The sequence below is a fragment of the Streptomyces toxytricini genome (assembly GCF_014649915.1).
GTDB lineage: Bacteria > Actinomycetota > Actinomycetes > Streptomycetales > Streptomycetaceae > Streptomyces > Streptomyces toxytricini.
Genome location: NZ_BMTY01000024.1, coordinates 23,210 through 37,280 on the forward strand (window position 1 = coordinate 23,210; position 14,071 = coordinate 37,280).

The window sequence follows — 14,071 nt, forward strand, 5'->3', positions numbered from 1 at the left end:
TCCCGGCCGAGGCCGGTGCGGCACCGCCGGGCAACCGGTCGCGCGGCGTCGCCGACACGGCCGGCCAGCCGCCCGAAGGGGCGCGTCGTCCGCCGGCACGGCGGGCAGGCGCCTCGGGACGTCCAGCCCGATCTGGCCATCCCGGTGCGGCCCGGCAGCCACCGAGCGGTACCGCACAAGTCGTCGTCGGTGGCCAGCCGGCCTGCTTCGGCGCCCGCCGCGTCCGCTTCCGCGTGAGCAGCCCTCCGCCGACCAGGTGTTGATCGCGGTCGGCCGGCACGCCACACTCCTCGGCGCGGGTGCAGCCGATGATCTGCCGGTCCAGCCGGCCGGCGCGTGAGCGTCGGGGTCGATGGCGAAGAACACCCCAGCCGCTACCGCCTCGCGCAGCCGCGTCAGCATCGGGCTGCCGCCGTCGGACGGTCCGAGTGCAGATGGCAGTCGCCGCGCAGCGCCGCCCGCAGCTCGGTGCCGGGCGTGGCCGCCTCGTCCGCCTCCTCCCCCAGCCGCCGCAGATACGCCGGGACCTCGCGGTCGGCGCCTCGCGCACCACCTGCGCGGTCTTGGGCCGACACCCCTCAGCCGCTCCAGCGCACCGGTCGCCGCCCGCTCCGCCATCTCACCCTCGCCCCGGGGCGCCGTCGAGCGCGGGACCGGATCGCCTTCCTGCTGAAGCGCTTGCAGGCACCGCTGGTGCTGGACCGTTCCAGCGCGTGGCCCGGGCGGCGCTTGCCCGGCGAGGCGGGCGCGGGCCCCCTGGAGCAAGTCGACGCCCGGGTCGAGCGGTCCCGGCTGCGCAGGCCGAGGTCGTCGGTGGGCGGGCCGCGCCCCCCAGCCTCCCGCCGGGTGGGGCGTGGTCCGACGGCGCATCCCGCCCCCTGGGCTGTTCGGGGTAGGCGCTACACTCCGGCTGCCCAGAGCTTCCGAGCAGGTCACGGGGGGTCGGGCCCATTGGAACTGGGGGGTTCATGAGTTTGCTGCCGATCGGCAGAAGAGGGCAGAGCAGACGGCGGCGGGGCGGGGCGAGAGCCGTCTCGGGCACTCTGCTGCTCACCCTGCTGGCCTCACTCGCAGGTCAGACCGGCGCCGAGGCCGCGGCCCCCGCGGCGCCCATCACCGCCGCGGTCGCCCCGGCCACCGGGGCCTCGGCCCCGACGGAGGCCGCGGGTCCGCAGGCCACGCCCACGCCGGATCCCACGGCCGACAACCAGGCGGCCGTACGCACGCTTCAGCAGAGCAGCGACCTCGCCGAGCCCTGTCCGGCAGCCATCGCTCCGCACACGGTCGTCAACTGCACGGTGGACCCGTCCAAGACGGCGTCCTTCTCACTCGCCCTGCCGCAGCAGAAGGACCTGGTCATGCTCCAGGTCGTCGCGACGCAGGCGTCCACCACCAAGCTGATCGCGCCCGGCGGCGGCGCCGTCACCTGCGAGAGCGTCCGCCACCCCGCGTACACGGCGCTGCGGTGCCCCACCGGTCAGGCCGGAACGTACACGGTGCAGGTGACGGACAAGAGCAGCACGGCGAACGGCATCTCCGTGTCGTACACCCCGCTGCTCTCCTCGACCGGGTGCAAGGCCGTCGGCGCGGCCGACCACAGGCTCGGCGCACCGACCGTGCTGCACCGCTCGCTGTCGGCCGGCTCGGCGGGCGACTGCTACACCCTGGACCTGGTCGTCGGTGACGTCCTGCGCACCTACAGCAGCAGCCCCGAAGTCCTGCACAGCGTGTACGACGCCTCGGGCACAGAGGTCTGCACGTCCAGGGGCCGCCTGGCGGAAGCCGTCGACTGCAAGCTCACGGGCACCGCACCGTTCCGCATCTCGGCGCTGCAGTCCTCGGGGAACGCCGTCGACTACGACTACACCGCGGCCCGGCTCTCCAAGCCGGAGGGCTGCGCCGTGGTCGAGCCCCAGGCGTACGGGAGCCTGCCGGACCTGACCCGGACGGAGCACTGCCGCATCCTGCGGGTCACCCAGGCCGCCGAATACACCTACGCCGATGTCGTCGCCTCCGGCTCCCGTCCGCTCCCGTCGGCGATCCTGTCCGAGGCCGGCGAGACCGTGTCCAGCTGCCTCCGGTACGACGTCTGCAACCTTGCCCCGGGTGACTACACCTGGTCGGCCGACCCCAAGAGCAACAGTTTCAAGGCCTTCGGCATCGCCTTCCACTCCGCCAGGGAGACCAGGGGCTGCACCGCGACCCACGACAACGGTCTGGCGGCCGGTCCGGCCACCGGCACCTTCACGGCTCCCGGGCACGTCCTCTGTCTGACCCTCCCCACCGCCAGCGGCAAGGGCGTCTATGTGCTGAACCGGCCGCCGACCGGCGGCAGCTACGCCGCGTACACCCTCTACGACGCGTCCGGGACCCGGCAGCAGTGCGACTCCGGCGCCATCTGCAAGCTGGCCGGCACCGCCCCCTTCCGCGCCGTGCTGAGGAGCAGCCAGGCACCCGCGACCTTCGGACTGGTGTTCCACCGGACCGGCGAGGCCGAGGGGTGCACGCCGTGGCCGCAGTCCGCGTTCGGCAACGGCACCTGGGGTGCCGAGGTGTCGGTGGCCTTCAACCGGTCGCAGGCCTGCCTGAGCGTGCCCGGCAACGCCCACTCCACCGCGGAGCTGCTGGACCACGTCTCCGGCAACCCGAGGGACGTGACGGCGAAGGTCAAGCTGGTCGACGCGGCGGGCAACGTCACATGTGAGACCACCTCCACGTCCGCGGCCAACGTCTGCTCCCTGGCACCCGGTGAGCCGTTCACGGCGCTGCTCGAGAGCTGGGCCACCGCCTCGGGCGGAACGGAGACGTACCGCCTGGTACGGCGCGACGTGTCCGCGACCGCGCAGTGCGGGGAACCGCCTTCCACGAAGACGGGCGGCCCTTCTCTCGCCTTCGACCTGACGTCCCTCCTGGACACGCGCTGCGTGCGGCTGAACGGTGCCGCCACGGACAAGTTCTGGATCGCGGCGCGGACCCCGGCCGTTCCGTACTATGACGCCGCCCCGCTGACCGTCGTCGACGGCGACGGCCGCGCCGTGTGCCTGAAGACCGGTTCCTGCCGTGTCGCCGGCTCGACGTCATACCTGGCGATCATCGGACCCGAGAAGGCCCACAGCGGCCCCGTCGCCGCGAAGCTGGACACCTGGCGGGTGGGCACGGCATCGGGCTGGGCCCCGGAGTGCACCGCCAACCGCGTCTCGGTCAACGACTTCCCGACCCGCAGCGGGACCCTCTCCGAAGCCTCCACCGCCTACTGCGCCGTGATCGACATGAGGGCCGGCCAGACCATCGCCGTCACCGGCACCACCAGCACCACGGAGTTCGACAAGCCGGGTCTGGACCTGATGAGCGGCCCGGGATGGACCTCCGAGACCGCCGGGTACGGGTGCACGGCCGACCGTGAACGGTTCGCGTTCAGCTGCGCGACGAGTGGCGGCGCGGCGCCCGGCCAGGCAGTGCTGTTGCTCAGCCCCAAGCGGGCACGCACCCCCGTCGACTTCTCCTTCCAGGGAGAATGCCGGGAGGGCTGCGTCGAGCCGCCGGCGCCGAACCCGACCGGCATCAGCCCGTCGACGAGCATGTCCGGTACGCGTACGGACGCCATCGTCAGCGGTATCGGTCTCACCTTCGGCAGCAAGCTCAAGCTGGTCCGCGACGGCTTCCCTGAGCGGGTCCTGGAGCCGGTCACCGCAAACACCGACGGGAAGCAGCTGCACGTCAAGGTCGACACGAACGGGCTGGAGCCCGGGCAGTACGACCTGCTGCTCGACGGCGTCGAGTACACACCCGGGGTCCCGTCACGGGGCTACCTGCCCAAGGCCTACACCGTCACGGCCCAGCCCCTGAAGGGCAGCCGGTTTGTGCCGCTCGGCCCGTCACGGTTCCTCGACACGCGTGACGGTACCGGCGCGACGAAGCAGCGCGTCGGACCGGGCGGCGTCGTCACGCTGCAGGTCGCGGGCGTGAAGGGCATCCCCGAGAGCGGAGTCACGGCCGTCGTCATGAACGTGACCGCGGTCCAGCCGACCGAGGCCGGGCACGTGATGGTCTACCCGAACGGGCAGCCCACACCCAAGGTGTCGAACCTCAACTTCGCGCCCGGGCAGATCGTCCCCAACCTGGTGACGGTGCCGGTCGTCAACGGCAAGGTCGACCTCCGCAACAACGCCGGATTCGTGGACCTCATCGCCGACGTCACCGGCTACTACACCGACAAGACCGGGGCGGGCTCCGCCTTGAACCCCATCACGCCCGCGCGGTTCCTCGACACGCGTGACGGTACGGGTGCGCAGAGACAGCGGGTCGGTCCGGGCGGGGTCGTCACCCTGCAGGTCGCGGGTGTGAAGGGCATCCCCGCGAGCGGAGTCACGGCCGTCATCATGAACGTGACCGCGGTCCAGCCGACCGAGGCCGGGCACGTCACCGTCTACCCGAACGGCCAGGCGGCGCCAGGCGTGTCGAACCTGAACTTCACGCCCGGACAGATCGTCCCCAACCTGGTGACGGTCCCGGTGGTCAACGGCAAGGTCGACCTGCGCAACAACTCCGGAACCGTCGACCTCATCGCCGACGTCACCGGCTACTACGCGGCTACCGGCTCCGCCTTCTCCGCGGCCGGTCCGGTCCGCCTCCTGGACACCCGCGACGGCACCGGCGCCCGCGCCGGAGCCGTGGGGCCGGGCGATGTCGTCCGCCTCCAGGTGACCGGCACCGCGGGAGTCCCCGTACAGGGCGTCACGGCAGTCGTCCTCAACGTCACGGTCACGAACCCGACCGAAGCCAGCCACCTGATCGTCCACCCGCACGGGATCGCACGGCCGGGCGTGTCGAATCTCAACTACACCCCCGGGCAGACCGTCGCCAACCTCGTCGTCGTCCCCGTCGTGGACGGCTGGGTCACGTTCTACAACAACTCCGGATCCACCGACGTGATCGCCGACCTGAACGGCTACTTCACCTCCTGACAGCAGGGAGGAACGAGCGAGGCCCCGCCCGATCATCAGATCGGGCGGGGCCTTCCGCATCTGCTGGAACCGGGCGTGCCGGCGCCGAACTTCGGATCGGCGTACGGCGCGAGCCCATCAGCGTGTGCACGAGAGAGCCGGATGGGCGGCAGGGCGCGAGCATCCTCCGCAGGCCGCAGCCCCGCCTGCCGGGGAGCGGTGCGCCTTGGGCGCGGCCTTCCGCCGCTCCTGAGTCCGGATGAGAGGCTCGTCGGCGCAGTGGAATACGCGCCACGCCGCGGGCGGGGCGCGCCCCGATGACGAGGTGGTGTAGTGGCCGTTCGGGGACGAGAGCGAGGTCATCGGGCCCCGAGCTTCACCGCGCTCAAGACCGCCCAGGCCCTCCCGGGGGGAGCGATCCGCGCTCAGGGTCCCGAGGGGCCCCGGGTCCACTGCCGCATCCGAGCGGGGGCCGGGGGTCACTGTCCCGGTTGTCCCGCTGCCGGCCGGGCCCCAAGGCCTGCCGGTCCGTGCGCGTGCGCACCTCCAGGGACTCCGGCACCACCGGCCCGGCGGAAGCCGGGCCAGCCGGAGGGGCAGCCCGACGGGGGAAGAAGGACAGCGCAGTTGCGGGGTCGGCGGGGTGGGACACGGTCTGATTCTCCTCGCAGGCGGGTCGGCAAGGTGCTCCGAAGAGTGCGCCCTCAGTCGCACTCGGAACGTCATCGGCGGCGTATGCGCTACCTGAATGACATGACCGACACCGAGGGGGGCCGTGCAGACCGGATCCGGTCTGCACGGCCCCCCTCGGTGTTTCCGCTCGCCGGCCACGCCAAAGCCCTACTGCACCAGGACGTCACTGCCGCCCAGGTCCCACCGGGCCTCTGCGGCGCCGTCGATGCTGCCGACGGCTGTACCGAGCGGAGTCGGAGGATTTATGTGGTCGACCACGTTTCTTGTGATACGTTTATGTGGCTGGCAACGTAAATCCCGCCCCTCTCCCCCTCAGCCTCGGAGTGTCGCCGTGACCGCACGCCCCTTGCCGCCCCGGTACGTTCACAAGCCGCCGAGGCGAATGGCCGATGTGCTCCTGCAGCCGACGATGCGGTTGCCCCGCGTCCCACCTGCACCGCTCATACTTGGCCGGCCACCTAAGTGCGTGTTAGGTGTACGTCCCCGGCCTTTCCACGGCCGCTTGGCACCGCCGATCCAGGAGCTTCCATGTCCACCGCCGCCCGGCCGCCTGTCCCGTCCACCGCACGGTCAGGACGCCTCAGCTACGCGATCTTCACCCTTGCCCGCGCACACCGCGCCCACGCCGCAGGCATGCTCCGCGAGCTCGGCCTCCACCCCGGCCAAGAGCTGCTGCTGATGCAGCTCTTCGACCGCGACGGCCAGTCCCAGTCCGAGCTCCTCGAAAGCGTCGGCCTGGACCACTCGACCGTCTCGAAGTCGGTCAAGCGCATGCAGGAAGCCGGACTGCTGACCCGCACCCCGTCCGAGCACGACCGCCGGGTGATGAACGTCCACCTCACCGACCAAGGGCGGGCTCTCAGAGGTCCCATCGAAAGGATGTGGGCCGCCCTCGAGGCCACCGCCACCGAGGGACTCGACCCGGCCGCCGTCGAAGCCTTCGTCGCCACGGCCGCGGCCGTCGAACAGTCCATCTGCGGATTCGACCGCACCGGCACCGGCGACGGCCGGCCCGCCGGGCGAACCCACCGACCATGACCCTTCAAGGAGCACATCCATGCGCGCCGTCGTCTTCGACCGCTTCGGCGGACCCGAGGTCCTGCACGAAGCCGAACAGCCCGTCCCGTCGCCCGGGCGCGGCCAGATCCGCGTCCGCGTCCGTGCCGCCGGGGTGAACCCGGTGGATGCCAAGATCCGCTCCGGAGCCATGGAGCACGTCTTCCCCACCACTCTTCCCTCGGTCCTGGGATCGGAGTTCGCCGGAACCGTCGACGCCCTCGGCGAGGGCGTCGAGGACGTGGCGGTCGGCGAGGAGGTGCTGGGCTGGGCCGACAGCGGCGCCTACGCCGAATTCGCCCTCGCCTCCCGCTACGCCGCCAAGCCCCGCGAGCTGTCCTGGCCGGAAGCCGCCTCGCTGCCCGTCGCCGGGGACGCCGCCCGGCGCGTGCTGCGCCGGCTGGCCGTCGCCGAAGGTGAGACCCTGCTCATCCACGGGGCGACGGGCGGGGTGGGCACGATGGCCGTGCAACTCGCCGTCCGGCAGGGCGTCCGCGTGATCGGCACCGCCGGAGCCGCCAACCTCGACTACCTCGCCTCCCTCGGCGCCATCCCCACCCGGTACGGGCCCGGCCTCGTCGAGCGCGTCCGCGCACTCGCCCCGGGCGGCCTCCACGCGGTCTTCGACGCCGCCGGGAAGGGTGCCCTGTCCGACTCCGTGGAGCTGCTGGGTGGCACCGACCGCATCGTCACCATCGCCGACTTCACCGCCCCGGCGCTCGGCGTCGCCTTCGAGGCCGGGCCGCAGTTGCGCGACCCCGCCGACCTGGCCGCGCTGGCCCGCCAGGCCGCCTCGGGGAAGCTCACCGTCACCGTCGCCGCCACGTACCCGCTCGCCGACGCCGCCCTGGCCCACGAGGCCGCAGCATCGGGCCACACCCGCGGCAAGCGAGTCCTGACCCTGCCTTGAGACGCCGGCCGCAGCGGTCCGCAGACGTCCCCTGGTTCCGAACGAGCCCGCCGGGGCGGCGGCCGCAACGCGAGGGGCACCCATGGAACGCCCGTGAGCGTGTACGTCGTGCTCGGCCTCGACATCCCTGACCCCGACGGCTTCCAGCGCTACGCCGGCGCCGTGTTGCCGCTGGTGCGGGAGGCCGAAACCTCCTCGTGCCGGAAGGCGACCGGTGCCCGCCGGCACTCGTCATCCACGAGTTCCCCGACCGGGCCGCCGCCCAGGCCCTCTCGGATGCGCCGGCGTACCAGCCCCGCAAAGCCCTCGGCGCAAGCACTCCTCCGTCCGGGTCGTTGTCGGCGCCTGCCGACCGGCCCGGCCGGGAAGGGCGGGCACCGGCCCGTCCGCCGGGCTGCACGGCCCGCCCCGGAAACGATCCGTCCTCTTCTCCCTTCCTCCACCCCCATCCAAGGAGTCACATCATGAAGGTTCTGCGCAACAAGCCGGCAACGGCGGCAGCCGCCCTGGGAGCGGCCATCGGCCTCCTGGCCGCGGCGGCACCGAGCGCGCAGGCGGCCGGAAGCTACAACATCCGCATCGACGTACGCGAGACGGCGTTCGTCTCCGACTACTGCCTCCTGACGGACACCAGCGGAAACGGCCGGGCCCACTGCAGCGGCAACAAGGGCGCTCTCACCTCCTTCCGCCTGGGCGCGGTCCACACCCCCGGCGACCGGGCCTGGATCGACGTCAACATCGTGGGCGGCAAGGACCGCAAAGGGATAGACCTGCGCGGGAAGCACTACCTGCGGGTCTCCGGCAACCTGGCCGCCGTGCAGGTGTGCGGCTGGTCCAGCCTCGCCGCCTACGACAGCGGCCAGGCCGGCGCCTCCCTCCACGGCGCCGGCTTCTGCCCCGGCGGCTGAGCCGGCCGTCGGGCCGTGGTCGACCGGGTGGTCCACCGAAACGGACGGCGCCGCGCTCGCCGTTCCGGTGTCCGCCCTGAGGGGCGCCGGGCCCGGCGCCCGGTAGCCGGTCCACGGCGAACGTGCCGGATCCGGACCCACGAAGGCCGTCGGGCCCGGGAAGGCGGTCAGCGCGCACACCACCCCTCGGTCCGCGCGGGCGAGTTGGCGGTAGACAGTGTCCACTGATGCTGGTAGACAGTGTCTATGAACGGTGAAGGCTCCCTGCGCGAACGACTGGTCGATGTCGGCGTGGAGCTGGTGCTCTCCGAGGGCACCGCTTCGGTCGGTCTTCGGGAGATCGCCCGCCGGGCAGGTGTGTCGCACGGTGCGCCGCGGCGCTACTTCCCCACACACCGGGCGCTGTTGTCGGCCATCGCGCGCAGGGGCTTCGAGGAGCTGAACGCGCGGGCCGCCGCAGCCGCGGCCACGACGGGGAGTGCCGTACCGCGCGACGAGTTGGCGGCGCTGGCGCGGGTGTACGTCACCTACGCACTGGAACGGCGCGGGATGTTCGAGTTGATGTTCCGCCACGACCTGCTGGACGGCGGCGAGCAGAGTGGAACTCCGGACAGCCGCGGGCTGAGGGAGGCGACGCTCCCGATGTTCCAGCGCGTCACCGAGCTCGTCGCCCGGTGCCCGGCACAGGCGCCGGAGCCTTCGGCGGCCGTCACCGCGGCCGCCCTGTGGGCGAACCTGCACGGCATCGCCCAACTGTGGTCCTGGAGAAGCCTGCAACTCGCCCTCGGCGGCGACGGTTTCGACAGCCACGACCGTTTGATCGAAGCTGCGCTGGACGCCCACCTCGGGCCGACGGCCTCGTGACCGGGCGTGGAGGAACGCATTGATGTATGAGCACATGAAGCGGTTGACGGGACCGGTGCTGCGCACCGCGGCGCGGCTCGAAGCCGTGGGACTGGAGAACGTGCCGCAGTCGAACGGCGTCATCCTCGCGTCCAACCACCTGTCCATCGTGGACTCGACCTTCCTGCCGCTGGTGCTGGACCGGCAGGTGACGTTCATGGCGAAGGCGGAGTACTTCGACGGAGGTTCCTGGCCGAGGCGGCTCGTCTCGTCCTTTATGCGGGGCAGTGGGCAGGTTCCGGTCGACCGCGGGAACCAACGGGCCGCGGTGGCCTCGCTCGACGCGTGTCTTCGGGTGGTGAAGGACGGGGGCGTCTTCTGCATCTATCCCGAGGGCACACGCTCCCCGGACGGCCGGCTCTACCGGGCCAGAACGGGCGTGGCATGGCTGGCTCTCGCGTCCGGCGCGCCCGTGGTGCCGGTGGCCATGAGCGGCACCGATCGCGTCCTGGCACCCGGGCGCGTGCTTCCGCGTCCGGCCAAGGTCACGGTCACCTTCGGCAAGCCCGTCGACCTCTCCCTGTACGAGGGCTCCGCCGCCGACGCCGGCGCGCGAAGGGCGGTCTCCGACCTGATCGTGCGAGCCATAGCGGAGGTCTCCGGCCAGGAATACGTTCCGGTCTACGCGGCGAGCGCGAAAGCGCGGGGCTGACCGACCTACGCTTCGGGCTCTTGCTCGGCCCGTAGGTACCGGCCCCGGATCTGGGCCTTGCGGTAGGGACCGGCCCCGTCGCAGTCGTACTGCGGTGCGTCAAAGGTGACCCAGTACAGCAGCTCGCCCCTGAGCGCCCGGGCATGTGTGTGGGGTTCGGGTGCACCCATGGCATCGATCGTTCCGAGAAACTCGACCTGCCAAGGGCCGTCCCAGTCCTGGTCGCGAACGACTGTGACCCGGCTGCCCGGTGCCAGTGCACCCGTCGGCCATGCCTGGCTCAAGGGCCGACCGAGGATGTGCTCGATCGCCTGGCGGTCGCCTACATCCTCGGGAGCAGGGCCGGAACTGTTTGTCATGCCGCCTACTCTGCCAGGGCCGACGGGGTGTCAGGCCGTCGCTCCCTGTGCGACCTCTGCGCCAGAGCCAGGGCCTCGGCACGGTACGTGCGGTGGCCGGGCTCCGGGAGGAGGGCGGCAGCCTGCCCGGCCTGCCGTGCGGCGGCTTCGGGCTCGCCGTGCTCCAGGGAGGCCTCGGCCAGCAGGAGCAGCGCTCTGGCTTCGAAGAGTCCGTACCCTCTGCGGCCGGCCGAGGCGCGGGCCGCCTCCGCGAAGCGCGCCGTGTCCGCCGGCCGGCCCAGGCGCAGGCTGGAGTCCGCGAGGCCCAGCAGGGCCCGGAGCTCCGGAGTGCGGGCATTGCAGCGCCGGGCCAGGCCGCGGGCCGTCTCGAAGTGCTTCAGGGCGACGCCGTGGTTGCCGACGCTCTGCGAGAGCAGGGCCCGCCCCACGTACAGGTAGGACTCGGCGCGGGCTTCACCGGTCGCGATCTCGAAGCCCCGGTCGATGTGGTCGAGGGCGCCCGCGCGGTCGCCCGCCTTGATCATGGTCAGGGCGAGCCAGAAGAAGGTGTAGGCGATGTCGACCTGGTTGCCGAGGCGCCGCTGGATCCCGGCTGCCCGGTCCAGGGCCGCGCGGGCGCGCTCCGCGTGGCCGCTCTCGTGGAGCACCGCTCCGAGGTTGCGCTCGGCGAGCGCCGCGGCGGTCGGGAAGCCCAGCTCGTCGTAGAGGACCAGCGCACGGGTGAGCTGCTCCTCTGCCTCGGCCAGCCGTCCCATCTCGTGGAGGATCGCCCCCACGTTGCCCGTGGCGATGGCCTCGCTGGTGCGGAAGCCCGTACTGCGGCCGAGTTCCGCGCACCGCTCGCCGTGGCGCAGGGCCTCCTTCAGGTCGCCCAGGTACCACGTGGCGAGGCACAGGCTGTTGAGCGCGGCGCTCTGCCCCTTCGTCGATCCCGTGGTGCGGTAAAGGTCCAGGGCTCGGCGGTCGTGGGACATCGACATGTCGTAGTCGCTCTGGTTCAGGTAGGCGCTCGGCGGCCAACCAGCTCGGCGCAGACGTCGGCGACTTCGTCGAGTGGGGCGGCGGCAAGGCGGCCGATGTCGCCGAGGAGGTCGGCTGGGACAGCGGAGCGGACCAGCAGGTGACCGGCACGGACGGTCGGCTGCTGCAGCGGCGCGGCTACGCCTACCGGGCCGACGGCTACCTGGTGGGCGTGGAGGACGAGCTTGCGGGCGCCCGAACGTACGAGCTGGACCCGGTCGGCCGGGTCACCGCGGTGAGCGCCGCGGGCTGGAGCGAGCGCTACGCCTATGACGCCGCGGGCAACCAAACGCAGGCCTTTTAGCCTGCTGGCCACCCGGGCGGCTCGGACGCCACCGGACCGCGCACCTACGAGAGGATGCGGCTCGTCGGCGCGGGCCGGGTCCGCTACGAGTACGACGCCGCCGGCAGGATCACCCTCCGCCAGCGCACCCGGGGTGTGGCGCTACACGTACGACGCGCTCGGCCGCCGAAGCGCCAAGCGGCGCATGGCGGCGGACGGCGTCACCGTCGCAGAGGAGACTCTCTTTACGGAATGACCTTGTGCGAGCAGACGACCACCATCGCTGACCGACCGCACACCGTCACCCTCACCTGGAACCACGACGGCCTCCTGCCCCTGGCCCAGACCGAGAAGCTGGCCGACAGCGACGGCAACGAGATCGACAGCCGGTTCTTCGCCGTCGTCACCGACCTGATCGGCACACCGACCGAACTCGTCGATGAGGCAGGCGCGGTCGCCTGGCGCACACGCAGCGCCCTGTGGGGCACCACGACCTGGAACACGGACGCGGACGCCTACACACCGCTCCGCTTCCCGGGCCAGTACTTCGACCCCGAATCAAACGGAATCCCGCCCGGCGGCGCGGAGGAGCCCGCGGCGACGGTGTCCGGCGGGTGGACCCCCGGGGCGATCCCGGGCGACGGGGCCGGGCCGGAGGAGTACGAGGACATCGAGCCCCGGTCCGCGCCCCGCGCCGCGGCCGATGCCACGCCTGCGCCCGCGCCCCGGTCCGACGTACCCGCGGTGCGGCCCTCTCTCCCGACGGGCGGACGCCCGTGGTGGCCGACGGCACCAAGCGGCTGGCCGTATGGGACGTGACCGACCCGGCGAAGGCCCGCGTGACCGGGACCATCGACATCCCTGCCGGTGGGGGCGGCGCGTTCTTCAGCGAGGACGGCGACGTCGTGCGCTCCGGCCGCCTCGGCCGGCGGCTGACCGGGCCCGGCAAGGGCGAAGCGGTCGGCGAACTCCCGCTGCCCAAGGGAGCGTCAGCCAGGTGGCCCGAACCGCGACCGATCCGAAGGCCGCCGCCTGCGCGGCGACCGGAGGAGACTCACCCGGGCCGAACTCCGGTCACGCGCCCCCGTGCCACCTGGACCCGGCATGTCCGACATAACGGCGGGATGTTCCCGGCCCCGGCATCGGAACACCTCGCGATGAGCGGGATGGCACGGGACCAGTGGTCAGCCCATCGGTATGACGGTGGGTTTCCCGGACCGCTGCAGTGCGTGCGCAGCCCGCGGATCGGCGTTCATGGCTGCGACCCATCCGTTGTAGAAGGCCGTGCCTGCTTCCGCACTCCGACCCGAGCGGACTTCGAACGAGGCGAATGCCCAGATCTCGCAGACCAGAATGAATTCCTGTGCGGTCGTGTCACGAAGAGCAGCGGCGCATGCTTTGGACCAGCGCGGATCGTTGGGAGCGAGGCTTTCGCCGACGAAGGACCGCAGGTCGCGATGTGACGTCTGGTATTGCTTGAAAACCCTGCGGGTGAACTGCCCCTCCACGAAAGATAAGGCGAAGGGGGAATTTACCCACATCCAGCTCCACCCCGGCCCGGTGTTTCCGTACTGCGATTCCGGATAGTCGTCGTTTGAAATCACTGTCCTGAACCCAGAGGGGCCGTCCATGGGGGCGTTCAGCTTGAGCATATTCCCTCCTGATTTCGCCTTCTGGTGAGCTGTGGCGGGTACGCATGGCTCCCCACGTGCAACTCGTGATCCTTTGGCATTTTACCGGGGTGAGCCGCTCCAGGTGCCGTCCATGAAACACCTTTCCGGGTTACCGCATATGCCCGTAGCGGAAGATCAGGATCCGGATCAGCCGTGTGCCGTGCAGCGATCGGTGGGACTTTCGGTGCGTTGGGGCAGAATTGGGGCAGGGGACGGTGGGAGCCCGAGGTGCCGGGAAGGCAATTTCCCCGGCGTTCGCGACGGGTCCTGGGGATAATGCGGCAAGCCGGCAGCCGCTGGCGGCATGCAGTCGGGCAAGGGGGAGCCGCTATGTCCCAGGGGTGGAAGATCGCGGTGATCGTGCCGGCGGTGGCCGCGGTCCTGTCCACTCCCCTGCTGTGGCTGCTCGACGGGCCCAATGCGGGGCAGTTGGCCGGGGCGACCGTCCAGGCCGCCGCCGGCATCGCCGCCCTGGTCTGGGCGCTGTTCCAGCGCCCGTCCTCTGCCGGACCGGCAGACAGGGCCACGCGGACCGGGAACGCCGACCGGGGCGGCGTCACCGGCATCCGGCGGCCTGGCGGCCGGGGCCGCGGCTCGGCCAGGGCCGACCGGACCGGGGAGGCCACCGGCAAGAACTCCGTCTCCGGCATCGACTACTCGAACTAGGCCCG

General features: G+C 71.8%; 10 protein-coding genes and 1 pseudogene. 8 read left to right on the plus strand and 3 right to left on the minus strand.

Going from position 1 to position 14,071, the window contains the following annotated elements:
- Positions 1-968 precede the first annotated feature (968 nt).
- From IE170_RS26630 to IE170_RS26655, 6 genes are all read left to right on the plus strand, one after another.
- On the plus strand, positions 969-4,964 hold the full coding sequence (locus IE170_RS26630) for a hypothetical protein (protein WP_189811992.1): 3,996 nt from the start codon (positions 969-971) through the stop codon (positions 4,962-4,964).
- Positions 4,965-6,164: 1,200 nt separating this feature from the next.
- Positions 6,165-6,674, plus strand: coding sequence for a MarR family winged helix-turn-helix transcriptional regulator (locus IE170_RS26635; protein WP_189811993.1), 510 nt, complete (start codon positions 6,165-6,167; stop codon positions 6,672-6,674).
- A 19-nt stretch (positions 6,675-6,693) separates the two neighbouring features.
- Complete coding sequence (locus tag IE170_RS26640) at positions 6,694-7,602, plus strand: NADP-dependent oxidoreductase (protein WP_189811994.1); 909 nt, start codon at positions 6,694-6,696, stop codon at positions 7,600-7,602.
- 197 nt (positions 7,603-7,799) lie between these two features.
- Positions 7,800-8,510 carry a DUF1330 domain-containing protein gene (locus IE170_RS33605; RefSeq protein WP_189811995.1) on the plus strand — a complete coding sequence of 237 codons (711 nt, stop codon included), beginning with the start codon at positions 7,800-7,802 and terminating at the stop codon, positions 8,508-8,510.
- A 246-nt stretch (positions 8,511-8,756) separates the two neighbouring features.
- Positions 8,757-9,374, plus strand: a complete 618-nt coding sequence (locus IE170_RS26650; RefSeq protein ID WP_189811996.1) for a TetR/AcrR family transcriptional regulator — start codon at positions 8,757-8,759, stop codon at positions 9,372-9,374.
- 22 nt (positions 9,375-9,396) lie between these two features.
- Entirely contained in the window at positions 9,397-10,065 is a 669-nt protein-coding gene (locus IE170_RS26655) for a lysophospholipid acyltransferase family protein (protein ID WP_223855678.1), read from the plus strand.
- 5 nt (positions 10,066-10,070) lie between these two features.
- Here IE170_RS26655 and IE170_RS26660 read toward each other — a convergent pair whose 3' ends face one another.
- Positions 10,071-10,424, minus strand: a complete 354-nt coding sequence (locus tag IE170_RS26660) for a ferrous iron transport protein A (protein ID WP_189811998.1) — start codon at positions 10,422-10,424, stop codon at positions 10,071-10,073.
- A gap of 5 nt (positions 10,425-10,429) precedes the next feature.
- Positions 10,430-11,398: a tetratricopeptide repeat protein gene (locus tag IE170_RS26665; RefSeq protein ID WP_189811999.1), complete on the minus strand. Its 969-nt coding sequence runs from the start codon at positions 11,396-11,398 to the stop codon at positions 10,430-10,432.
- A 257-nt stretch (positions 11,399-11,655) separates the two neighbouring features.
- On the opposite strand from IE170_RS26665, the pseudogene IE170_RS26670 reads away from it, so the two are divergent.
- Positions 11,656-12,288: pseudogene (locus IE170_RS26670) on the plus strand (RHS domain-containing protein); the annotation flags it as partial.
- Positions 12,289-12,911: 623 nt separating this feature from the next.
- Here IE170_RS26670 and IE170_RS26675 read toward each other — a convergent pair.
- Positions 12,912-13,379 carry a hypothetical protein gene (locus IE170_RS26675; protein ID WP_189812000.1) on the minus strand — a complete coding sequence of 156 codons (468 nt, stop codon included), beginning with the start codon at positions 13,377-13,379 and terminating at the stop codon, positions 12,912-12,914.
- 351 nt (positions 13,380-13,730) lie between these two features.
- On the opposite strand from IE170_RS26675, the gene IE170_RS26680 reads away from it, so the two are divergent.
- Positions 13,731-14,066, plus strand: a complete 336-nt coding sequence (locus IE170_RS26680; RefSeq protein WP_189812001.1) for a hypothetical protein — start codon at positions 13,731-13,733, stop codon at positions 14,064-14,066.
- Positions 14,067-14,071: the final 5 nt, after the last annotated feature.

What these genes read in the sequence shown, in the direction of transcription:
- IE170_RS26630 (WP_189811992.1), top strand. Translation starts at nt 969, where the DNA reads ATGAGTTTGCTGCCGATCGGCAGAAGAGGGCAGAGCAGACGGCGGCGG.
- IE170_RS26635 (WP_189811993.1), top strand. Translation starts at nt 6,165, where the DNA reads ATGTCCACCGCCGCCCGGCCGCCTGTCCCGTCCACCGCACGGTCAGGA.
- IE170_RS26640 (WP_189811994.1), top strand. Translation starts at nt 6,694, where the DNA reads ATGCGCGCCGTCGTCTTCGACCGCTTCGGCGGACCCGAGGTCCTGCAC.
- IE170_RS26650 (WP_189811996.1), top strand. Translation starts at nt 8,757, where the DNA reads ATGAACGGTGAAGGCTCCCTGCGCGAACGACTGGTCGATGTCGGCGTG.
- IE170_RS26655 (WP_223855678.1), top strand. Translation starts at nt 9,397, where the DNA reads ATGTATGAGCACATGAAGCGGTTGACGGGACCGGTGCTGCGCACCGCG.
- IE170_RS26660 (WP_189811998.1), bottom strand. Translation starts at nt 10,424, where the DNA reads ATGACAAACAGTTCCGGCCCTGCTCCCGAGGATGTAGGCGACCGCCAG.
- IE170_RS26665 (WP_189811999.1), bottom strand. Translation starts at nt 11,398, where the DNA reads ATGTCCCACGACCGCCGAGCCCTGGACCTTTACCGCACCACGGGATCG.
- IE170_RS26675 (WP_189812000.1), bottom strand. Translation starts at nt 13,379, where the DNA reads ATGCTCAAGCTGAACGCCCCCATGGACGGCCCCTCTGGGTTCAGGACA.
- IE170_RS26680 (WP_189812001.1), top strand. Translation starts at nt 13,731, where the DNA reads ATGTCCCAGGGGTGGAAGATCGCGGTGATCGTGCCGGCGGTGGCCGCG.